Below are 19,508 nucleotides of genomic sequence, written 5' to 3' on the forward strand. Positions count from 1 at the left end.
CAACGCATTTGTTCAAGGTTCTCGCTGAACAAAGCAGTTCGCCGAAGTGGAATTTCTACAAGTACGTGGTCGATCGCCAGGGCAAGGTGATCGCCAATTTCTCCAGCCTGACCAAGCCGGATAATCCCGAGTTCATCGAGGCGGTGGAGAAAGCCCTCGCATCGAAACCCTGATCGACGCGCACTAAAAAGCCCCGCCTCTGTACAAGAGCGCGGGGCTTTTTCAATTCAGGCGGTGAGGGAGTCGCCGTGAATCATCAGAAACGGTATGTTGCGCCAACACCGAAACCGTTCGCATAGTTTTCATACTCTGCGCTGTAGTTCTGACGGCCGTTGCTGTTGTTGACCTTGACCGACTCTTCGCGCAGGTACGAGTACGCCACGTCGATGGTCAGGTCGTCGGTCGGGCTCCAGCCGGCGCCCAGGCTGAAAATCTTGCGATCGCCAGTCGGAATGCGCGGGGAACGGTTTTCGTTATTGGTCGGTGCCTGGTCAACGGACAGGCCGGTACGCAGGACCCATTGTTTGTTCAACTGGTACGAAGCGCCGATGGCGTGCGCCCAGGTGTCGTGCCAGTTCTGTTCTTCGGTGATGGTACCGAACTGGCCATTGAGGAGGGCCGGAACGCCTTTGTTTTCGACGGTGATTTCTTTCAGGCGGCTCCAGCGAGTCCAGGTGCTACCTGCGTAGAGCGTCCACTGGTCATCCAGTTGATGAGTGACCGAGAAGTCGACCGACTCAGGCGTGGTGATATCCAGAGACGCATCGTACTTCTGGTTCGGGTTCTGACCAACGGCACGGAGGAGGTTGTAATTGACCTTGGTGTCGCCTTCGAGCTTGTACTTCACTTTCGAGTGGTAGGTCAGGCCGACGCGCGTGCTGTCGGTGGCTTGAACCAGCACGCCGATGTTGTAGCCCAGCGCGGTGTCGTCACCCTTGATCTTGACCTTGCCGTCCGGTGCGGCCTGAGTGATCGACAGGTTCGATTCCAGGGTGCCGGCAATGTGGTTGATGGTCGGGCCAAAACCGATCGACACCTTGTCGTTGAAGGCGTAGCTGACGGTTGGCTGGAGAGTCACGATTTTGACTTCGCTCTTGCTGCCGAAGTATTTGCCGGCGAAGCCGTTCTCGTAGTCGGTCACCAGGCCGAATGGAGCGTAGACGCCGAAACCGAATGCCCACTGGTCATCGATTGGCTTTACGTAGTAGCCCATGGGCACGCCCATGAAAGGGACCATGTCACCTTTGTTGGTGCCACTGTTCGGACTGGAGCTCGCATCACTGATATCAGCGTGTGCGTCGATAAATGCAACACCACCGGTCACTTGTTCGCGCTTGAGGCGAGACATGCCGGCAGGGTTACCAAAAACCGTAGATGCGTCGTCGGCAGATGAAGATCGCCCGGCAAAACCTGTCCCCATCCCGCTGATGCTTTGTTCGTTGAGTGCGAAGCCACTTGCGAAGAGTTGGGTGGATGCCATGGCAACGGCGAGGCTAATGGTGGTTTTGAGCATTACTTTTTTCATTATTAGAATTCCTGGTGATCACCGGGGCGGAAATTACCAAGATTTTCGTCTGGGCGCTATAGCCTGTAACGCTTGAGTTAGAGCGGTTTTGTAGGACAATCCGACCAAAATCGCTACCTGTTGTACGATTTTCGGAAATGGGTGGCTTAGCAGGCGACCTGATTCAACGATGAAACACAGGTTTGCCACGCGTAGGTGAAATCTCGCAGACGACCTTGGGGCTGGAAAGTCTGGCGCCAGATTCGGGCCATTCCCAACAAGTCATCGGAGGCGGGGAGGGGAGTGTTCTGTTCTTCTACCAGCAGCCAGGCAATGGCGGTGGCGTAACGCAGGTTGACGGTCAATTCCAGATGCGGCCCGCTGAGAAAAGCATGCTGGCTGGCAAGGCCGCGGACCAGGCTTGCCCGATCCGGGTCCAGGGCCAGATAGTGATCCCAAAGGGCCTGGTGGCGGGGTTCGGTGATTCGGTACAGGCCGTGTCCACGGCGGTCATGCAGGGCTGAACCAAGGGCTGACTGACTGGCGGCGATGCCCAGCAGCAGGGATTCGGCAGTTGCGCTATGGCGTCCGAGGTAGATCAACGTCGGACGGATCACATAACGACACAGTTCGCTGGCAGCGATTCCCATAAAGCCCTCGAAACAGGAAGTGGTCGGCGATACCTGAAGGGCATTGGCAGCAGTGGAACGATTCAGGCTCGCCGCAAGCGGATCAAGCCGCTTGAGTTGAAGTGTAGTGTCATTATTTCGCTGTAAAGGACTGTTTTTAAAATATTTCCGGCTTCGAGTTATAACCGTTATATCGGTTGGTGCTTAGCCGCAGGTCGCGAAATGAGAAATATCGGGCAATAAAAAGCCCCGCTTTTGAGCAGGGCTTTTTAGGTTTTCAGCTTTTCTGGCGTCTCAGGCAACCAGTGCCTGGCGAGTACGCTCGATCACAGCCTGCAGCGGTTCTGCGCTGGAGTATTGATCAGGGTACAGGCGTTCGCTGTGACGAGCGATGCCGTGTTCGTTGACCAGAGTGAAGCTGAAGCAGCCTTTGCGAGCGGCCATAATCAGGCAGTTCATTGGAGCAAAAGCGTTGGTTAGGGTGCGAATGGCATCCTGAGTGTGGATTTGAGTGGACATAATTGGTGTTCCTACAAGCGACACGGATAAGAACCGTGCAAAGTTAAAACGTTCCAGTGACGACGACCACCATTGGTCGAACGAAGAACCCGACTGGAACAAAGCAGCCAGTTTGAAGCGCTGATAAATTGGCGCGCTTGGGCTGGCAGGTAGGTACTTAGGAGGGCAGGCAACACATCAAGGGCAAAGGTTCTGGGCCCGGGGTGAAGATCCTGATCAATTTGCAGGCTGGTTCGGTCAGAGTAAGTGAGCTTGGCAACACCCTTTGCTTTCGATTCAAAGGCTGCGTTGGCGCAAGATTTACCTGGAAACCATCGAGGTGGTCGATCCCGTTTTGTCGGTGGAGGCTTCTCTTAGGGAAGGCTGACCGGGGGATTTGTTCGACCAGAATTGACTTTCAGCTTGGTACTAACGCCGCGGATACTAACGGATTGAACTGCAGAAGGGAAGTCTGTTTGTAAAAAAGCGCTGAAGTGCCTGTCGGCAAGTCTCGATTGAGCTGTCAAAGAGCAGGCCAGTGCCCCGCAATAGCCCAGAACCCGACCGTTGATCCGAGCGAACGAGCGAGTCAGGATCGACCGGCGGCACGGGTTGCTCGGGTTTATCCCCAGACGCTGCCGAAAAACGCGCCGAAAAAGCGCATCGATATAACCGCCTCACAGGTACTTGTGCACATAAATTGCGCGAACTGTCATCCCACTGTCATCCTCGCCTCAACGGGAGTGGGTGCCTGTAATGAAAATTTAAGTCAATGAAAAACATCGCTTTTTTTTACTGGTGAAAAAATCGTCAGTTTGACTGCGAGCCCCGCGCCACACGGCTTTGCGCGAGTTCAAAGGCGGTTGTCCACTGAGTTATCCACAGCTTCTGTGGATTGTCCCAAGCGCTTGCTCTAGGACGGGCGTGCAGGCTTTTTTCGACTTTACCTGTATGAAAAAAAGAGTAGAGTGGCGCGCCTTCCGATCTGCCCTACAGTGCTTTATGAAGTTTCGCTCAGTATCAGTCTCTGCTGCTTCCACCTCTCCCAGTGTTACCCCACCTAAGCGCTTTTCGATGCGCGTGGCCGAGTGGCTACTCGACAGCCCGCGCCTGGGCGAAAACTCCAACATCAAACACTTCGCCGGACGCTTGCTTAAGCAGCCTGCCCTTGAAGGCGTCGTGGCCGCGCAAAGCCGTCTCGGCCAGCTAATGTGCCGCGAGTGCGGTAACGCTCGGGATCGCCGCATTGGCCAGGAGCTCCTGCGTCAGGCCGCGCGTGCGGGCGACCGACGTGCGCAACAGGAACTGGGCCTGAGCGAAGACTGAGCTGTCCAAGACCTGACGCCTTGGTTAACCTTCACGCTTTATCGAATCGGCAGGAGTGGCTATGGCGATGGACTTGACCAGCGCATTGCTGGGGCTGGCTGGTGCTGGGTTGCCGTTACTGGTACTGGCATGGCAACTTCAGCGTCGGGCGAGTGCGGGGCAGGCCGAGCTGGCGCTGCTGGAAGAGCGCCTTGCCATCGCCCAACAGACGCAGGATGGCTTGAATGCTCAGCTTGATACTTGCCGTGATGAAATCGCTGACCTGAGCCAGGCCAATGCCGCCAAACAAGCGGATCTGGCCGCCGTGCGCCGTGAAGTAGAACTGCTGCAGATCGAACGCGACGACGCCCGCGACGCATCTCACGCCTGGAACATCGAACGCGCCGGCAAAGAGGCTGAGTTGCGTCGTCTCGACGCGCAGGCCGCCTCTCTCAATGCCGAGCTGCGTGAGCAGCAGGAAAGCCATCAGCAGCGTCTCAACGACCTTCAAGGCTCGCGAGACGAGCTGCGCGCGCAATTCGCCGAGCTGGCGGGCAAGATCTTCGACGAGCGTGAGCAGCGTTTTGCCGAAACCAGTCAGCAGCGTTTGGGGCAGTTGCTCGATCCGTTGAAGGAGCGCATTCAGTCGTTCGAAAAGCGCGTTGAGGAAAGCTATCAAGCCGAAGCCCGCGAGCGTTTTTCCCTGGCCAAGGAACTGGAGCGGCTGCAACAGCTGAACCTGCGCCTGAGCGATGAAGCCACTAACCTGACGCGCGCCTTGAAGGGACAGAAAACACAAGGCAACTGGGGCGAACTGATTCTCGAGCGGGTGCTTGAGCACGCGGGTCTGGAGAAAGGGCGTGAGTATCAGACCCAGGTCAATCTCAAGGGGCCGGACGGTGAGCGTTTCCAGCCGGATGTGATTATTTACCTGCCCGGCGACAAGCAGGTCGTGGTCGATTCCAAAGTCAGCCTCACGGCCTATCAGCAATACGTGGCGGCCGAGGATGATGCCATCGGCCAGATCGCCATCAAGCAGCATGTGCTGTCCCTGCGCACTCACGTCAAAGGCTTGGCCGGCAAGGACTACAAGCGGCTCGACGGCTTGCACAGCCTGGATTTCGTTCTGCTTTTCGTCCCGATCGAAGCGGCGTTTTCTGCGGCGTTGCAGGCTGAGCCGACGCTGTTTCAGGAGGCATTCGACCGCAATATCGTGATCGTCAGCCCGACCACGTTGCTGGCCACTTTGCGGGTCATCGATAGCTTGTGGAAGCAGGAGCGCCAGAGCCAGAACGCTCGGGAAATCGCCGAGCGCGCCGGTTGGCTGTACGACAAGTTTGTGTTGTTCATTCAGGATCTGGATGAAGTCGGCAATCGCTTGCAGCAACTGGACAAGGCTTACAGCAACGCACGCAACAAGCTGACAGAAGGCCGTGGCAACCTGGTCAGTCGCAGCGAACAGCTCAAGTTGCTCGGAGCGCGGGCCAGCAAGAGCTTGCCGGCGGACCTGCTGGAGCGGGCAATGACCGATGTCGATGGCTTGGCCGAATTGCCGGAATAAGCAAGGCACCACCTAGTCTTCGTGGCGAGGGAGCTTGCTCCCGTTCGGCTGCGCAGCAGTCGTCAAGCAGACAGCGCGGTATACCTGACAGTCATCGTGGCAGCACTTGGGGCTGCTTCGCAGCCCAGCGGGAGCAAGCTCCCTCGCCACAGGTTTTGGGTGGTCTGGAGGGCCGCACTACAACGGCAAATGCCGACTCAACAACGCCCGCAACGCCGCCGGTTTCACCGGTTTGGCCAGGTAATCCAGGCCAGCTGCATGCACCTGGGCCACCGTCTCCGGCCGTCCATCGGCACTGATCACCACCCCTGGCACCGGCTCGCCCAGTTGCGTGCGCAACCAGGCCATCAACTCGGTCCCGGTTTCGCCATCGTCCAGGTGGTAATCCACCAGCGCCAGTTGCGGGCGCATCCCATCGCCGAGCAGCGTCGCGCATTCCTCACGGTTGCGCGCGGTCCAGACCTGGCAACCCCAGCGCGTCAGCAAACTGTTCATGCCGATCAGGATGCTGTCTTCGTTATCGATACACAGCACCTGCGCGCCGCTGAGCAAATGGCCATTGAGTTCGGCCACTTTGGCCGGCGTCGCGGCTTGTACCCGAGCCAGCGGTACGCTGACACTGAACACACTGCCGCGACCCGGCCAGGAACGCACGCGCAAGGTGTGACCCAGCACGCGACACAGCCCATCGGCAATCGCCAGGCCCAGGCCCAGACCTTTCTCGGCCCGGGTCTGGTGGCTGTCGAGGCGTTTGAATTCTTCGAAAATCACCTGCAGTTTGTCTTCTGGAATACCCGGTCCACGGTCCCAGACCTCAAGGCATAGCTCGCCGTTGCGCCGCCGAACGCCGAGCAGCACCGGCCCTTTGGCGTAGCGGAAGGCGTTGGTCAGGAAGTTCTGCAAAATCCGTCGCAGCAGTTTGATGTCGCTATCGACCCGCAGCGCGCTGCCCCTGACGCGAAATTTCAGCCCCTGTTCCTGCGCCAGAGCCTTGAACTCGGCGCCTAGCGTATGGAATAAATCATTGAGCTCGAAGGGCTTGCGATCAGGGTTGATCTTGCCGTTTTCCAGGCGGGAAATGTCCAGCAGGTCGCTGATCAGGTCCTCGGCCGAGCGTAGCGAACTGTCCAGATGATGAACCAGCTTGCGGGCTTCGCTGGATAAATTTTCTTCCTGGTGGGAGAGGGCGGCAGAGAACAGCCGTGCAGCATTCAGCGGTTGCATCAAGTCATGGCTGACGGCAGCCAGGAAACGGGTTTTCGACTGGTTCGCCGATTCGGCGGTGCCCTTGGCTTCAGTCAGGGCAACGTTGAGTTGCGACAGTTCGTGGGTCCGTTCGATGACCCGTTGCTCGAGGCCTTCGTTCGCTTCGGTCAGCGCTTGTTCGGCCTCGCGGAACGCGGTGATGTCGGTGAAACTCATGACGAAACCGCCGCCGGGCATCGGGTTACCGATCAGCTCGATCACTCGACCATTGGGGAACAACCGTTCGGAGGTATGGGCCCGGCCCTGACGCATCCAGTGCAAGCGGCGGGCGACATGCACTTGCGCTTCGCCGGGGCCGCACAGGCCGCGTTCGGCGTTGTAGCGAATGATGTCGGCAATCGGCCGGCCCACGCTGATCAAACCGTCGGGGTAGTTGAATAGCTCAAGGTAGCGCCGGTTCCAGGCCACCAGTTTCAACGACTGGTCGACCACGCTGATGCCCTGGGTGATGTTCTCGATGGCGCCTTGCAGCAAGGCGCGGTTGAACTGCAGCACCTCCGAAGTTTCGTCGGCGATCCGCACGACATCCTCGAGTTGCATTTCCCGACCTTCGATGGCGGCTTTTACCACTGCCCGGGTCGAAGATGCGCCGAGTACACCGGCCAGCAAGCGTTCGGTATGGGCGATCCATTCACCGTCCGCGTTTTGGGTCGGGCTGAAGCCTTTGCCCTGACGGTAGGCGAAACGGATGAAACTCTGACGAGCGCGTTCTTCGCCGACAAAACGGGCGGCCAGTTGCAGCAAGTCGTTGATCTGTACTGCCAGCATTGAGCGGGCATTGGGTCGCGCGCTGATTTCCTGGCCGATGAAGCGGCCGGCCTGCCAGTGCTCCGAAACCCGCGTGCGTGATAGTAGCGAGACCCAGGTGAACAAGGTGAAGTTGCCCGCCAGGGACAGCACCACGCCTTGAGTCAGCGGTGTGATCGGCAAGTTCAACGGGTTGCCTTGCAGCCAGGCTAGGCCTGGAAAACTGCTCAAGGGCAAGCCAAGACTGTTGGCGGCGATCGGCAACACCAACGTGTAGAACCAGAGGAACGTGCCGGCGGCCAGCCCGGCAAACACTCCACGACGGTTAGCCTGTTTCCAGTACAGCGCGCCGAGCATGGCCGGGGCCAGTTGGGTCACGGCGGCGAAGGCGATCTGGCCGATGGTCGCCAGGCTCGCGGTGGAGCCCAGCAGTCGATAACTGACGTAGGCCAACAGCAGAATGACCACGATGCTCACCCGGCGCACCGAAAGCATCCACTGGCGGAACACTTCGAACGGCCGCTCCGCGTTGTTACGCCGCAGCAACCACGGCAGCAGCATGTCGTTGGAGAGCATGGTCGACAGCGCCACGCTGGCCACGATCACCATACCGGTCGCCGCCGAAGCACCGCCGATAAACGCCAGCATCGCCAAGGCAGGGTGAGATTCGGCCAGAGGCAGGCTGATGACGAATGAGTCCGGCAGTACCGAACTGGGCAGCATCATCTGACCGGCCAGTGCGATCGGCACGACAAACAGCGCCGCCAGCGCCAGATAGGCCGGGAACACCCACTTGGCCAAGCGCAGATCCTGGGGGTCGATGTTTTCCACCACGGTTACATGGAACTGCCGGGGCAGGCAGATGATCGCCATCATCGCCACGCCGGTTTGCACCACCATGGACGGCCAGTTGATGGTTTCTTTCCAGTACGCCTCGAGGCGCGGGGCGAGCATGGCCTGGTCGAACAGGTCGTCGAAACCGTCGTACAGGCCGTAGGTCACGAACGCGCCGACCGCGAGAAAAGCGAACAGCTTGACCAGCGACTCAAAAGCAATCGCCAGCACCATGCCGCGGTGGTGTTCTGTGGCGTCGAGGTTGCGGGTACCAAAAACGATGGTGAACAGTGCAAGCACCAAGGAGACGATCAGCGCCGTGTCTTGCGCGCGCGTGCCCATGGCGTCAGCACCGGCGCCGATCAGCAGGTTCACGCCCAGCACGATGCCCTTGAGCTGCAAGGCGATGTACGGCAGCACGCCGACCAGACAGATCAGCGCCACCACCACCGCCAGCGACTGGGATTTGCCGTAGCGGGCGGCGATGAAGTCGGCGATGGAGGTGATGTTCTCCTGTTTGCTGATCATCACCATTTTTTGCAGGACCCACGGCGCGCACACCAGCAGCAGGATCGGCCCGAGATAGATCGGCAGGAATGACCAGAGTTGCTCGGCCGCCTGGCCCACGGCACCAAAGAATGTCCAGCTGGTGCAATAAACGGCCAGCGACAGGCTGTACACCCAGGCACGCATCCGTGGCGGCAACGGTGTGCTGCGCCGGTCACCGTAAAAGGCGATAGCGAACAGGATGGCCATATAGGCCAGGGCGACGGTGGCGATCAGCCCGATGGACAGCGACATGGGAACTCCAGACAAAAGACCTCCGGGACTGCGCCCGGTCAGGACAGTCTCGCATGACCGCTTGAGTTAGTCAGTGTCGACCAAGGTCGTGGCGTGGTGGGGTGTCGCAGGTTGGGAGCCGTCAGATCTTTGATGCCTGTGCAGGCTTCATCGCGAGCAGGCTCGCTCCCACATTGGATCTATGCCGGTCACAATTTATGTGTCCACTGAAGATCAACTGTGGGAGCGAGCCTGCTCGCGATGGCGGTTACTGATTCAGCGCAATATCAATCAACCGATGCAACTCTTCAACCTCCAGCGCCTGCGCTGAAAACAAGATGCGAAACACCGTCGGCGCCACCACCATATTGATCAGCCGATCGACACTCGGCTTCGGCTGATCGGGATAGCGATCCAGAATCGTCTGCAACTGCCCGCCAATGATCGTCACGCAATAGCCCGGTGTGGCGCTGGATTGCACGTCGCGCATCATGTTGCGCCCGGGCTCGGAACTCATTTCGTCCAGATACTGCTCCGCCCAGGCCCGCACATCACCGCGCAGGTTGCCGGTATTGGCCGGTTCGCTGTCGGGGCGCATGCGGGCGAGGGCGACGTCGGCCAGCAGCACCGACAGATCACCCCAGCGCCGGTAAATGGTCGACGGCGTCACCCCGGCCCGTGCAGCAATTTGCGGTACCGTCACGCTGGCACGATCCTGTTCTTCGAGGAGTGCGCGGACTGCCGAGTGAATCGACTCTTGGACCCTGGCGCTACGGCCACCTGGGCGTAAACCTTCTTTAATAGCCATACGGCGGACCTTAACACAAAGAATTTGCTTTAAGCGTTAGCCGGTAGCACACTCCGCAAAAGCAAAAAGTTAGCTTTTGCGGAGTGTGCCCATGTCCCGTCTAACGTCAAACCGTTCCAGCCTGTGGTTTCTGGCGATCACCTTACTCAGTTTTCTCGCCGCTTCCACCGCGCCGACACCGTTGTATCACTTGTATCAAGAACACCTGCGGTTCTCGGCAGCGACCCTGACCCTGATTTTCGGCGTCTACGCCCTCAGCTTGCTGGCGGCGCTGCTCACGGTTGGTTCGCTCTCGGATTATCTGGGGCGCAAACCGGTGATTTTCACCGCCGTGTTGCTGAACATGCTGGCGATGTTGCTGTTCATCAACGCCGACAGCGTTGCTTGGCTGATCGGTGCGCGGGTCCTGCAGGGTTTTGCCACGGGCATGGCCACCGCCGTTTTGAGTGCGGCGCTGCTGGATACTGACCGTCAGCAGGGGCCGATGGTCAACAGCGTCGCGCCGTTGCTGGGCATGGCGCTGGGTGCCATGGGCTGCGGTGTGTTGGCCGAGTTTGCGCCGCTGCCGCTGCAATTGACCTATTGGGTGCTGTTCGCGCTGTTTGTGATGCAAGCGTTGTATGTCTGGCGCCTGCCGGAAAGCGTCACTCGACAACCGGGTGCCTGGGCCTCGCTACGCCCGACCCTGCATGTGCCGATTCAGGCGCGGCGGATGCTGTGGCGGGTGCTGCCGATAGATCTAGCGGTGTGGGCGCTCGGTGGTTTTTTCGCTTCTTTGGCGCCGTCCCTGGTGCGGACTGCCACCGGGTCCACCTCGAATCTGATTGGCGGGGCGACGGTGGCCGTTTTGACGGTGACTGGCGCCTTGATGATCTACACCTTGCGCAATCGGCCGGCCGACAAAGTCTTGCTGTTGGGCGCGAGCCTGCTGCCTGCAGGCGTTGCGTTGATTCTGCTGGCAGTGCACAGCGCCAGCCTGCCGTTGTTTTTCTTTGGCACTCTGGTGGCGGGCGGCGGTTTTGGCGCGGGTTTCCTGGGTGCCCTGCGAAGCATCGTGCCGTTGGCCTTGCCTCATGAACGGGCGGGGCTGATGTCGGCGTTTTATGTGCTTAGTTATCTGGCGTTCTGCTTGCCTTCATTACTGGCTGGCAGTCTGACGCGGACCTTTGGGCTCGTGGCAACCACCGATGGTTATGGTGCGGTGCTGATCATACTGTCGCTCGGTGCGCTGGTCGGGTTGATGCGTGAGCAGTCCGTCAAAGTCTGTGGCGTCGATGTTCGATGACCGTTAGCCTTGGCACCGCCATTCATTTCGACGGACCGACCCGTGAAGATCATCCGCAGCAAATCCTTCACCGCTGACCGCGCCTGGGCGGCGCTGGACATCGCCAACATGAACGGCATCACCACACGTTTGCACTGGACCGATCAGGCTTATAAATGGCATATCAACGACGGTCAGGAAGTGTTCGTGGTGCTCGATGGGCAGGTGCAGATGCGTTATCGCGAAGAAGGCCAGGAGAAGGAAACGCTACTCGAAGTCGGCGATATTTTTTATGCGTCGGTGGGCACCGAGCATGTGGCTCATCCGCTGGGTGTGGCGCGGATTTTGGTGATCGAGACCGAAGACAGCGTCTAACGCCATATCTGTAAAACAGATAACAGTTAGAGATATTACCCGTTATATCGATATTCGATTCGGATCTACCATGAGCTCCACCTCACGAGAGGACAGGAGTTCACCATGACCTGCACCCATAGCGTTAAACCCGGTATCAAACCGTTCAGTCATTTGCAGCACCCTCGAGAAGCCATCCGCCAATTCACCCCCAACTGGTTCGCAGCGACCATGGGCACGGGTGTATTGGCGCTCGCGCTTGCGCAATTGCCGGTGGCGAATCCCGGTCTGCATGCGTTTGCCGAAGGCCTGTGGCTGTTCAACATTGTCCTGTTTGTTATGTTCACGGCCATGTATGCCGCGCGTTGGGTCATGTTCTTCGACGAGGCGCGGCGGATTTTCGGGCACTCCACGGTTTCGATGTTTTTCGGCACCATTCCCATGGGCCTTGCGACCCTCATCAATGGCTTTCTGCTGTTCGGTTTGCCGCGCTGGGGTGACGGTGTGATTCATCTCGCCGAAGTGCTCTGGTGGCTGGACGTGGCGATGTCGCTGGCTTGCGGCGTATTGATTCCCTACATGATGTTCACCCGTCAGGAGCACAGCATCGACCAGATGACCGCAGTCTGGCTGTTACCGGTGGTGGCGGCGGAAGTGGCGGCTGCCAGCGGCGGCTTGCTGGCGCCGCATCTGGCCGATGCTCATTCACAACTGGTGGTGCTGGTGACCAGCTACGTGCTGTGGGCCTTTTCCCTGCCGGTGGCGTTCAGCATTCTGACTATCCTGTTGCTGCGCATGGCGTTGCATAAATTGCCCCACGAAAACATGGCCGCCTCAAGCTGGCTGGCCCTTGGGCCGATTGGCACCGGTGCGCTGGGCATGTTGCTGTTGGGGGCCGACGCGCCAGCGATCTTTGCCGCCAACGGTTTGCCGGGTATCGGCGAGATCGCCGCAGGGCTTGGCTTGGTGGCCGGCATCACGCTGTGGGGCTTCGGGCTCTGGTGGATGCTGATTGCGCTGTTGATCACTGTGCGTTACTTGCGCGCCGGTATTCCGTTCAACCTCGGCTGGTGGGGCTTCACTTTCCCGTTGGGCGTCTATTCTTTGGCGACGTTGAACCTGGCGAGCACGTTGCACCTGACGTTTTTCAGTGTCTTTGGCTGTGTACTGGTGGCGTTGCTGGCGGTGATGTGGCTGATTGTTGCCAAACGCACGGTGCAGGGCGCATGGCGAGGTGAGTTGTTTGTTTCGCCGTGCATTGCAGGATTAAACAAATAACCGGCAAAGATTGGGTAATCTGTGGCCTGGATCGACGTTCGACATTCCAATAACAATTGCCACGCCACTTTTTATCCAACATCAGCTACCCAACATCAGGGACACATGGAAGATGAGTCACCCCTCGCAGTTCACCTTGCTTCGCACTCGGCGCTTCCTGCCGTTTTTTGTCACGCAGTCGCTGGGGGCCTTCAACGACAACATTTTCAAGCAGTCGTTGATCCTCGCCATTTTGTACCGGCTGACCATCGAGGGTGACCGTTCGATTTGGGTCAACCTGTGTGCGTTGCTGTTTATCTTGCCGTTTTTCCTGTTCTCGGCTCTGGCGGGGCAGTTCGGGGAAAAGTTTGCCAAGGACGCACTGATCCGTCTGATCAAGCTCGGGGAAATCGTCATCATGGCGGTGGGGGCGGTCGGTTTCATGTTCGATCACCTGTCGCTGATGCTGGTGGCACTGTTTGCCATGGGCACCCACTCGGCGCTGTTCGGGCCGGTGAAGTACTCGATCCTGCCGCAGGCCTTGCGCGAAGAAGAGCTGGTGGGCGGCAATGGTCTGGTGGAAATGGGCACCTTCCTGGCGATTCTCGCCGGGACCATTGGCGCCGGCATCATGATGTCGGCCAGCAACTACGCGCCGGTGGTGTCCACGGCAATCATTGGTATCGCCGTGCTCGGTTACCTGGCCAGCCGCAGCATTCCCCGGGCTGCCGCGGCATCGCCGGAAATGCGTTTGAACTGGAACATTTTCAGCCAGTCCTGGGCTACCTTGAAGTTGGGCCTGGGGCAAACCCCGGCAGTATCGCGTTCGATCGTCGGCAACTCATGGTTCTGGTTTGTCGGGGCGATTTATCTGACGCAGATCCCGGCGTATGCCAAGGAATGGATGCACGGCGACGAGACTGTGGTGACGCTGATTCTTACAGTGTTCTCGGTCGGTATCGCACTGGGTTCGATGCTCTGCGAAAAACTCTCCGGGCGCAAAGTCGAGATCGGTCTGGTGCCGTTTGGCTCATTCGGTCTGACGGTGTTTGGCCTGTTGCTGTGGTGGCATTCCGGCGCGATTCCAGACAGCGTTGCCGGTCATGGCTGGATCGAAGTCCTTGGGTTCGGTCACGCCTGGCTGGTGTTGATCGACATCCTCGGGCTCGGAATCTTCGGCGGTTTCTACATCGTGCCGCTGTATGCGCTGATCCAGTCGCGTACTGTCGAGAACGAACGGGCGCGGGTGATCGCCGCCAACAACATTCTTAACGCCCTGTTCATGGTGGTCTCGGCGATTGTGTCGATCGTCTTGCTGAGCATCGCCAAGCTATCGATCCCGCAGCTGTTCCTGGTGGTGTCGCTGCTGAACATTGGCGTCAATGCTTACATCTTCAAAATCGTCCCCGAGTTCAGCATGCGCTTCATGATCTGGCTGCTTGGCCATTCCATGTACCGCGTTGAACATCGCAATCTGGAGCTGATTCCCGATGAAGGCGCGGCATTGCTGGTTTGCAACCATGTGTCGTTCGTCGATGCGTTGCTGATTGGCGGCGCAGTGCGTCGGCCGATTCGCTTTGTGATGTATTACAAAATCTACAATCTGCCGGTGCTGAACTTCATCTTCCGTACGGCGGGGACGATTCCGATTGCCGGGCGTCAGGAAGACATTCAGATCTACGAAAAAGCCTTCACCCGCATCGCCCGGTATCTGAAGGACGGCGAACTGGTGTGCATTTTCCCTGAAGGCAAGTTGACCGCCGATGGCGAAATCAATGAATTCAAGGGCGGGCTGACACGGATTCTCGAAGAAACACCGGTGCCGGTGATTCCGCTGGCATTGCAGGGGTTGTGGGGGAGTTTCTTCAGTCGCGATCCGAACAAGGGGATGTTTCGTCGGTTGTGGTCGCGGGTGACATTGGTGGCGGGGCCGGCGGTGGCCGTTGAAGTGGCTGAACCGGCGACACTGCAAGGGTTGGTGGGGGAATTGCGTGGGGCCGTCAGGTAGTCGTTGATCGTGAGGGCCTCATCGCGGGCAAGCCCGGCTCCCACAGGGATTGACGGTGTGTCCACAATAGGTGACACAACACAGAACCTGTGGGAGCCGGGCTTGCCCGCGATGGCGTCAGTGGCCTAAGCGCTAACCTTGAGCCCAACCAACCCGGCAATGATCAACGCCACACTGGCCAGCCGAAACAACGCCATGGATTCACCAAACAAAATGATCCCGGCGATTACCGTGCCCACCGCACCCACGCCAGTCCAGATCGCATAGGCCGTGCCCAGCGGCAATTCCTTCATGGCAAGGCCCAGCAGGCCAAGGCTGATCGCCATGGCCGCGATGGTCAGTGCGGTAGGAAGAGGGCGGCTGAAACCGTCGGTGTATTTCAGGCCGACGGCCCAGCCGACTTCGAAAAGGCCGGCGAGAAACAGAATGATCCAGGACATCAGAGACCTCCATCGATGGATGGGGTCGTCCCCGGATTAATGATTCGATCGAGCCGCGAGGTCGTCCCCGCGTTGCGCAATAGAGTGCCCATCATTAACCCGAGGATCAAGTTTTCGGCTTAATCCGCTGCCTGCTGAGCAGCGATTTGCCGGTCTTCTTTCTCGCTCATACGACGGAAATACGTCGAGAGCAGTGCTCCGGAAATGTTGTGCCAGACGCTGAACAACGCGCTTGGCACCGCTGCCAGCGGCGAGAAGTGCGCGCTGGCCAGGGCCGCGCCCAGGCCGGAGTTCTGCATGCCGACTTCCAGTGCCAGGGATTTGCGTTGGGCCAGTGGCAGGTTGAACAGGCGCCCGGTGAAGTAACCCAGCAAGTAGCCGAAGCTGTTGTGCAACATCACCACGGCCATGATCAGCAGGCCGGATTCGGCAATCTTCGCCTGGCTGGCAGCCACCACGGCAGTGACGATGATCACGATGCTCACCACCGACACCAGTGGTAATACGTCTACCGCGTGACGAACCCGATCACCGAGTACGCGCTGGGCAACCACGCCGAGCACGATCGGCAGCAGCACGACTTGCAGGATCGACCAGAACAGCTCCATGAACGACACCGGCAACCAGGCCGAAGCCAGTAGCCAGATCAGCGCTGGCGTCAGCAGCGGAGCGAGGAGGGTAGTGACGGCGGCAATGGCCACCGACAACGCCAGATCGCCACGCGCCAGCCAGGTCATCACGTTCGAGGAGGTGCCGCTTGGGCAGCAGCCGACCAGAATCACACCGACGGCGATCTCTGGCGGCAGGTGGAAAACCTGGCAGAGTAACCACGCCACACCGGGCATGATCACGAAATGGGCGACTACGCCCAGCGCCACGCGCCACGGATGGCGAGCGACTTCGGCGAAGTCCTCAAGCTTGAGGGTCAGGCCCATGCCGAACATCACCAGCCCCAGCAGCGGTACGATGGCGCCTTTCAAACCGATGAACCAGGTCGGTTGCACAAACGCCACCACGGCGAAAATCAGTACCCAGTAAGCGAAGGTATTGCCGACAAAACGACTCAATGCAGCCAGTGCGCGCATGGCCTGATCCTTATTCTTGAGTAACACCACAAAACCAATGTGGGAGCGGGCTTGCTCGCGAAGGCGTCATAACATTCAACATCAATGTCGACTGTCAGTGCGCTTTCGCGAGCAAGCCCGCTCCCACAGTAGAGATCACAAGCCTTTAAATACCTTGCGGGGTCTCTTCACCACCCAACGCTTCAACCATCGCCGGCAGGAAGTCGCCGAAGGTCAGCATCATCAGGGTAAAACTGGCGTCCAGTTGCCCCAGGGCTTCGTCGCCACCGTCCTGTTCCGCCTGATCCTGCAGCAGGTCTTCGAACTTCAGGCGCTTGACCACCATTTTGTCGTCAAGCACGAACGACAGTTTGTCCTGCCAGGCCAGCGACAGTTGAGTGACCACTTTGCCGGTGCTCAGGTGCAGCTGGATTTCTTCGCTGGTCAGGTCCTGACGCTTGCAGCGCACGATGCCGCCGTCTTCGTGGGTGTCGCGCAGTTCGCACTCGTCCAGCACGAAGAAATCGTCCGCGGCTTTCTGGGTGGTGACCCACTCGGTCATGGTGGCGGTCGGCGACATCTTCACTGTCAGCGGACGCACTGGCAGCGAGCCGATCACTTCGCGCAGAGTAGACAGCAGGTCTTCGGCACGTTTCGGGCTGGCCGAGTTAACCAGGATCAGGCCCTGTTTCGGCGCGATGGCGGCGAAGGTCGACGAGCGACGGATAAAGGCGCGGGGCAGGAAGGCCTGGATGATTTCATCCTTGATCTGATCGCGTTCCTTTTTGTAGACCTTGCGCATTTGTTCGGCTTCGATCTCTTCGACCTTTTCCTTCACCGCATCACGCACGACACTGCCCGGCAGAATGCGTTCTTCCTTACGGGCGGCGATCAGCAAGAAGTCGCCGCTGATGTGCACCAGTGGTGCGTCTTCGCCCTTGCCGAATGGCGCGACGAAACCGTAGGTGGTCAACTCCTGGCTTGCACATGGACGCGCCAGTTTGGTGGCCAGTGCAGTTTCCAACGCCTCGGCATCAAAAGGCAGATCTTGGGTCAGGCGATAGATAAGCAGGTTTTTGAACCACATGGGGTGAGTCTCTCCTTTATACAAAGGGGGGCATTATTGTCCTCCGTGTGCCATAGGCCAACCCTTCTCTAAGCCTTTGGAAGGCCTGAGAAAATTAATTAAAAAAGTGCTTGCCAGAGGTTGGGTCGCTACGTAGAATGCGCGCCACACCGAAAGTGAAGGGTGATTAGCTCAGCTGGGAGAGCGTCTGCCTTACAAGCAGAATGTCGGCGGTTCGATCCCGTCATCACCCACCATTCGCTTTAGTGTTACGCGCAGCGGTAGTTCAGTCGGTTAGAATACCGGCCTGTCACGCCGGGGGTCGCGGGTTCGAGTCCCGTCCGCTGCGCCATATTCGGTAACCTGGAACGCTGAACGCCAGGTCACCACGGAAAAGCCCGCTAACGCGGGTTTTTTTCTGCCTGAGGTTCCTGCAGGGTGTGTCGTTTTACCGGTTTTCAGATTTTTTTGATTTTTTATCAATTAAATCAACACTTTATGAAAATCTGTGGCACAATGCGCCCCGCAACGAAGGTAAAGGGTGATTAGCTCAGCTGGGAGAGCGTCTGCCTTACAAGCAGAATGTCGGCGGTTCGATCCCGTCATCACCCACCACTTACTTTCAACGCTACGCGCAGCGGTAGTTCAGTCGGTTAGAATACCGGCCTGTCACGCCGGGGGTCGCGGGTTCGAGTCCCGTCCGCTGCGCCATATTCGGTATCTGGAACGCTGAACGCCAGATCACCACAGAAAGCCCGCTTAATGCGGGCTTTTTGCTGTCTGGGATTTGGCTTTGTGCTGACCTTCCACTGAAAAAGCGACCCGAACAGGTCAATACTGGTCAGTTAAGCGCGGAACCTGTGGGAGCGGGCTTGCCCGCGATAGCGACCTGTCTGACGCATCAATTATGAATGTGCTGCCGTCATCGCGGGCAAGCCCGCTCCCACATGGATTGCGCTTGACTGGCATTACCCGAACAGGTCGCTTTATTGTTCGGCGTTACGACTGTGCCGGTAGTCGCTGACGGCCTCATACACCGCTTTTCGCAACCGGTTGATCCCGCCAATCGGCCTATGGGCTTCAAGCCCGAACCATGGGTTGAAGGACAGGTTGTCGCATTGCAGGTTCAGCGCCGGGGTGTCGAAATCCTGGGCAGGCAGTTTGATCCGGGCCACGGTTTCGAAGGGCGCGTCGCTTTCGTTCCACTCGATACTGGTGTCTTCGATCGGCATGTACTTGCCCGCATCCTGACGCTGGATCTGTAAAACGAAACAGGCCGGCACCCGATCGGTCGACAACTGCTGATTCAGCGCGTTGCGCAGGAAATTCGGCAGGTTTTGATTTTGCGTGGGCAGCGCGTAGACCGGGCAGCTATCAGGGTCCGGCATCACGCGGAATTTAGCGTTAGCTTTACCGAACTTGTACGGCGAAACCGAAAAGTAAGTGGTCTGCGTCGGGCTTGCCGGGGCAGGGGAGAGCGTCGCCAGCGCAATAAACAGATGGCGAACTTGCCACGTGCGCGGGTCCCAGCCCGGGAAGAACGCCATCGCCTTTTTGCCATCAGCCTGAGCAGCCACATTCTGACGATACTCAGCGACATCGCTGACAAAGAAGTTCGGATGGTTGAACATCACGAAGTCCTGTTCGCTGTGCCCTTGTCGGTCACTCAGCAACTGTTTACCAGGCACATCGAATAGTTTGATGGCCATGCCCCGGGCATCGCGGATGCTATCGAACTGCGGATACGCATTGCCGTTGGACAGCCGTACCGTCGCTTGCCAGGTTTTTCCCGGTTCGCTGAACACGCCCTGACGTAACTCCGCCGTCAGACCCGGCAGCACCTGAACCTCGGCCTTCACGCAGCCATGGGCCTTGGCATGGGCATCGCGCAGGTAGCGAGTGCTTTCCCGGTGTTGATCGACGATACGTACGGCCGTCTGGATGATGTCCTGGGTCATTGCCGCTTCGCCGTCCGGAATCAGTTCTTCAGCCGATACCGGGCCGCGATGCTGCCAGGCGGACCAGGCCATGATCAGCGCCCAGCCAAGCAGGCCCAGACCCAACAACCACAGCAGGGTTTTGCCGAGGAAGGCGCCCAGGCGCAACCAGAGAGTGATCAGCAT

General features: G+C 58.7%; 15 protein-coding genes, 4 tRNA genes and 1 pseudogene. 11 read left to right on the top strand and 9 right to left on the bottom strand.

Going from position 1 to position 19,508, the window contains the following annotated elements; genetic code table 11:
• Positions 1–173, top strand: a pseudogene (locus ACQKPC_RS14070) (glutathione peroxidase); the annotation flags it as partial.
• A gap of 83 nt (positions 174–256) precedes the next feature.
• Here the strand turns inward: ACQKPC_RS14070 and ACQKPC_RS14075 are convergent.
• The 3 genes from ACQKPC_RS14075 to ACQKPC_RS14085 form a co-directional block, all read right to left on the bottom strand.
• Positions 257–1,525 carry an OmpP1/FadL family transporter gene (locus ACQKPC_RS14075; protein WP_218394236.1) on the bottom strand — a complete coding sequence of 423 codons (1,269 nt, stop codon included), beginning with the start codon at positions 1,523–1,525 and terminating at the stop codon, positions 257–259.
• Positions 1,526–1,671: 146 nt separating this feature from the next.
• On the bottom strand, positions 1,672–2,154 hold the full coding sequence (locus tag ACQKPC_RS14080; RefSeq protein ID WP_007898914.1) for a hypothetical protein: 483 nt from the start codon (positions 2,152–2,154) through the stop codon (positions 1,672–1,674).
• Between the two features lie 273 nt (positions 2,155–2,427).
• Positions 2,428–2,652: a hypothetical protein gene (locus tag ACQKPC_RS14085; protein WP_007898912.1), complete on the bottom strand. Its 225-nt coding sequence runs from the start codon at positions 2,650–2,652 to the stop codon at positions 2,428–2,430.
• Between the two features lie 981 nt (positions 2,653–3,633).
• Between ACQKPC_RS14085 and ACQKPC_RS14090 the strand changes: the two genes are divergently transcribed.
• Positions 3,634–3,957 carry a sel1 repeat family protein gene (locus ACQKPC_RS14090; protein WP_427625159.1) on the top strand — a complete coding sequence of 108 codons (324 nt, stop codon included), beginning with the start codon at positions 3,634–3,636 and terminating at the stop codon, positions 3,955–3,957.
• A 175-nt stretch (positions 3,958–4,132) separates the two neighbouring features.
• Positions 4,133–5,497, top strand: coding sequence for a DNA recombination protein RmuC (gene rmuC, locus ACQKPC_RS14095; RefSeq protein ID WP_427625249.1), 1,365 nt, complete (start codon positions 4,133–4,135; stop codon positions 5,495–5,497).
• Between the two features lie 177 nt (positions 5,498–5,674).
• On the opposite strand, the gene ACQKPC_RS14100 is transcribed toward rmuC, so the two are convergent.
• Positions 5,675–9,145, bottom strand: coding sequence for a hybrid sensor histidine kinase/response regulator (locus ACQKPC_RS14100; RefSeq protein WP_427625160.1), 3,471 nt, complete (start codon positions 9,143–9,145; stop codon positions 5,675–5,677).
• 247 nt (positions 9,146–9,392) lie between these two features.
• Positions 9,393–9,932: a TetR/AcrR family transcriptional regulator gene (locus tag ACQKPC_RS14105; protein WP_427625161.1), complete on the bottom strand. Its 540-nt coding sequence runs from the start codon at positions 9,930–9,932 to the stop codon at positions 9,393–9,395.
• Between the two features lie 91 nt (positions 9,933–10,023).
• On the opposite strand from ACQKPC_RS14105, the gene ACQKPC_RS14110 reads away from it, so the two are divergent.
• The 4 genes from ACQKPC_RS14110 (at position 10,024) to ACQKPC_RS14125 (ending at position 14,815) form a co-directional block, all read left to right on the top strand.
• Entirely contained in the window at positions 10,024–11,217 is a 1,194-nt protein-coding gene (locus tag ACQKPC_RS14110) for an MFS transporter (RefSeq protein WP_427625162.1), read from the top strand.
• 42 nt (positions 11,218–11,259) lie between these two features.
• Complete coding sequence (locus ACQKPC_RS14115) at positions 11,260–11,571, top strand: cupin (RefSeq protein ID WP_427625163.1); 312 nt, start codon at positions 11,260–11,262, stop codon at positions 11,569–11,571.
• Positions 11,572–11,676: 105 nt separating this feature from the next.
• Entirely contained in the window at positions 11,677–12,828 is a 1,152-nt protein-coding gene (locus ACQKPC_RS14120; protein ID WP_427625164.1) for a TDT family transporter, read from the top strand.
• Between the two features lie 112 nt (positions 12,829–12,940).
• The gene (locus tag ACQKPC_RS14125) at positions 12,941–14,815 is read left to right on the top strand and encodes an MFS transporter (protein WP_427625165.1); all 1,875 of its coding nucleotides are present in this window, start codon (positions 12,941–12,943) and stop codon (positions 14,813–14,815) included.
• A 125-nt stretch (positions 14,816–14,940) separates the two neighbouring features.
• Here the strand turns inward: ACQKPC_RS14125 and sugE are convergent, their stop codons facing one another.
• The 3 genes from sugE to rdgC form a co-directional block, all read right to left on the bottom strand.
• On the bottom strand, positions 14,941–15,255 hold the full coding sequence (gene sugE, locus ACQKPC_RS14130; RefSeq protein WP_008071553.1) for a quaternary ammonium compound efflux SMR transporter SugE: 315 nt from the start codon (positions 15,253–15,255) through the stop codon (positions 14,941–14,943).
• A gap of 119 nt (positions 15,256–15,374) precedes the next feature.
• Positions 15,375–16,340, bottom strand: coding sequence for a bile acid:sodium symporter family protein (locus ACQKPC_RS14135; RefSeq protein ID WP_007898902.1), 966 nt, complete (start codon positions 16,338–16,340; stop codon positions 15,375–15,377).
• A gap of 145 nt (positions 16,341–16,485) precedes the next feature.
• Positions 16,486–17,406, bottom strand: a complete 921-nt coding sequence (rdgC, locus tag ACQKPC_RS14140) for a recombination-associated protein RdgC (protein ID WP_007898901.1) — start codon at positions 17,404–17,406, stop codon at positions 16,486–16,488.
• 160 nt (positions 17,407–17,566) lie between these two features.
• Here rdgC and ACQKPC_RS14145 point away from each other — a divergent pair.
• The 4 genes from ACQKPC_RS14145 to ACQKPC_RS14160 all read left to right on the top strand — a co-directional run bounded on the left by ACQKPC_RS14145 (position 17,567) and on the right by ACQKPC_RS14160 (position 18,096).
• Positions 17,567–17,642, top strand: a tRNA-Val gene (locus tag ACQKPC_RS14145).
• Positions 17,643–17,660: 18 nt separating this feature from the next.
• Positions 17,661–17,737 (top strand) — tRNA-Asp (locus tag ACQKPC_RS14150).
• A gap of 187 nt (positions 17,738–17,924) precedes the next feature.
• Positions 17,925–18,000, top strand: a tRNA-Val gene (locus ACQKPC_RS14155).
• 19 nt (positions 18,001–18,019) lie between these two features.
• Positions 18,020–18,096: transfer RNA gene (locus tag ACQKPC_RS14160), tRNA-Asp, on the top strand.
• A gap of 275 nt (positions 18,097–18,371) precedes the next feature.
• Here the strand turns inward: ACQKPC_RS14160 and ACQKPC_RS14165 are convergent.
• Entirely contained in the window at positions 18,372–19,508 is a 1,137-nt protein-coding gene (locus tag ACQKPC_RS14165) for a catalase family protein (protein WP_427625167.1), read from the bottom strand.

The organism is Pseudomonas sp. NPDC089918 (assembly GCF_050280605.1).
Lineage (GTDB): Bacteria > Pseudomonadota > Gammaproteobacteria > Pseudomonadales > Pseudomonadaceae > Aquipseudomonas.

What these genes read in the sequence shown, in the direction of transcription:
- ACQKPC_RS14085 (WP_007898912.1), bottom strand. Translation starts at nt 2,652, where the DNA reads ATGTCCACTCAAATCCACACTCAGGATGCCATTCGCACCCTAACCAAC.
- ACQKPC_RS14105 (WP_427625161.1), bottom strand. Translation starts at nt 9,932, where the DNA reads ATGGCTATTAAAGAAGGTTTACGCCCAGGTGGCCGTAGCGCCAGGGTC.
- ACQKPC_RS14090 (WP_427625159.1), top strand. Translation starts at nt 3,634, where the DNA reads ATGAAGTTTCGCTCAGTATCAGTCTCTGCTGCTTCCACCTCTCCCAGT.
- rdgC (WP_007898901.1), bottom strand. Translation starts at nt 17,406, where the DNA reads ATGTGGTTCAAAAACCTGCTTATCTATCGCCTGACCCAAGATCTGCCT.
- ACQKPC_RS14120 (WP_427625164.1), top strand. Translation starts at nt 11,677, where the DNA reads ATGACCTGCACCCATAGCGTTAAACCCGGTATCAAACCGTTCAGTCAT.
- ACQKPC_RS14110 (WP_427625162.1), top strand. Translation starts at nt 10,024, where the DNA reads ATGTCCCGTCTAACGTCAAACCGTTCCAGCCTGTGGTTTCTGGCGATC.
- ACQKPC_RS14080 (WP_007898914.1), bottom strand. Translation starts at nt 2,154, where the DNA reads ATGGGAATCGCTGCCAGCGAACTGTGTCGTTATGTGATCCGTCCGACG.
- ACQKPC_RS14165 (WP_427625167.1), bottom strand. Translation starts at nt 19,508, where the DNA reads ATGCTGATCACTCTCTGGTTGCGCCTGGGCGCCTTCCTCGGCAAAACC.
- sugE (WP_008071553.1), bottom strand. Translation starts at nt 15,255, where the DNA reads ATGTCCTGGATCATTCTGTTTCTCGCCGGCCTTTTCGAAGTCGGCTGG.
- ACQKPC_RS14075 (WP_218394236.1), bottom strand. Translation starts at nt 1,525, where the DNA reads ATGAAAAAAGTAATGCTCAAAACCACCATTAGCCTCGCCGTTGCCATG.
- ACQKPC_RS14135 (WP_007898902.1), bottom strand. Translation starts at nt 16,340, where the DNA reads ATGCGCGCACTGGCTGCATTGAGTCGTTTTGTCGGCAATACCTTCGCT.
- ACQKPC_RS14100 (WP_427625160.1), bottom strand. Translation starts at nt 9,145, where the DNA reads ATGTCGCTGTCCATCGGGCTGATCGCCACCGTCGCCCTGGCCTATATG.
- ACQKPC_RS14125 (WP_427625165.1), top strand. Translation starts at nt 12,941, where the DNA reads ATGAGTCACCCCTCGCAGTTCACCTTGCTTCGCACTCGGCGCTTCCTG.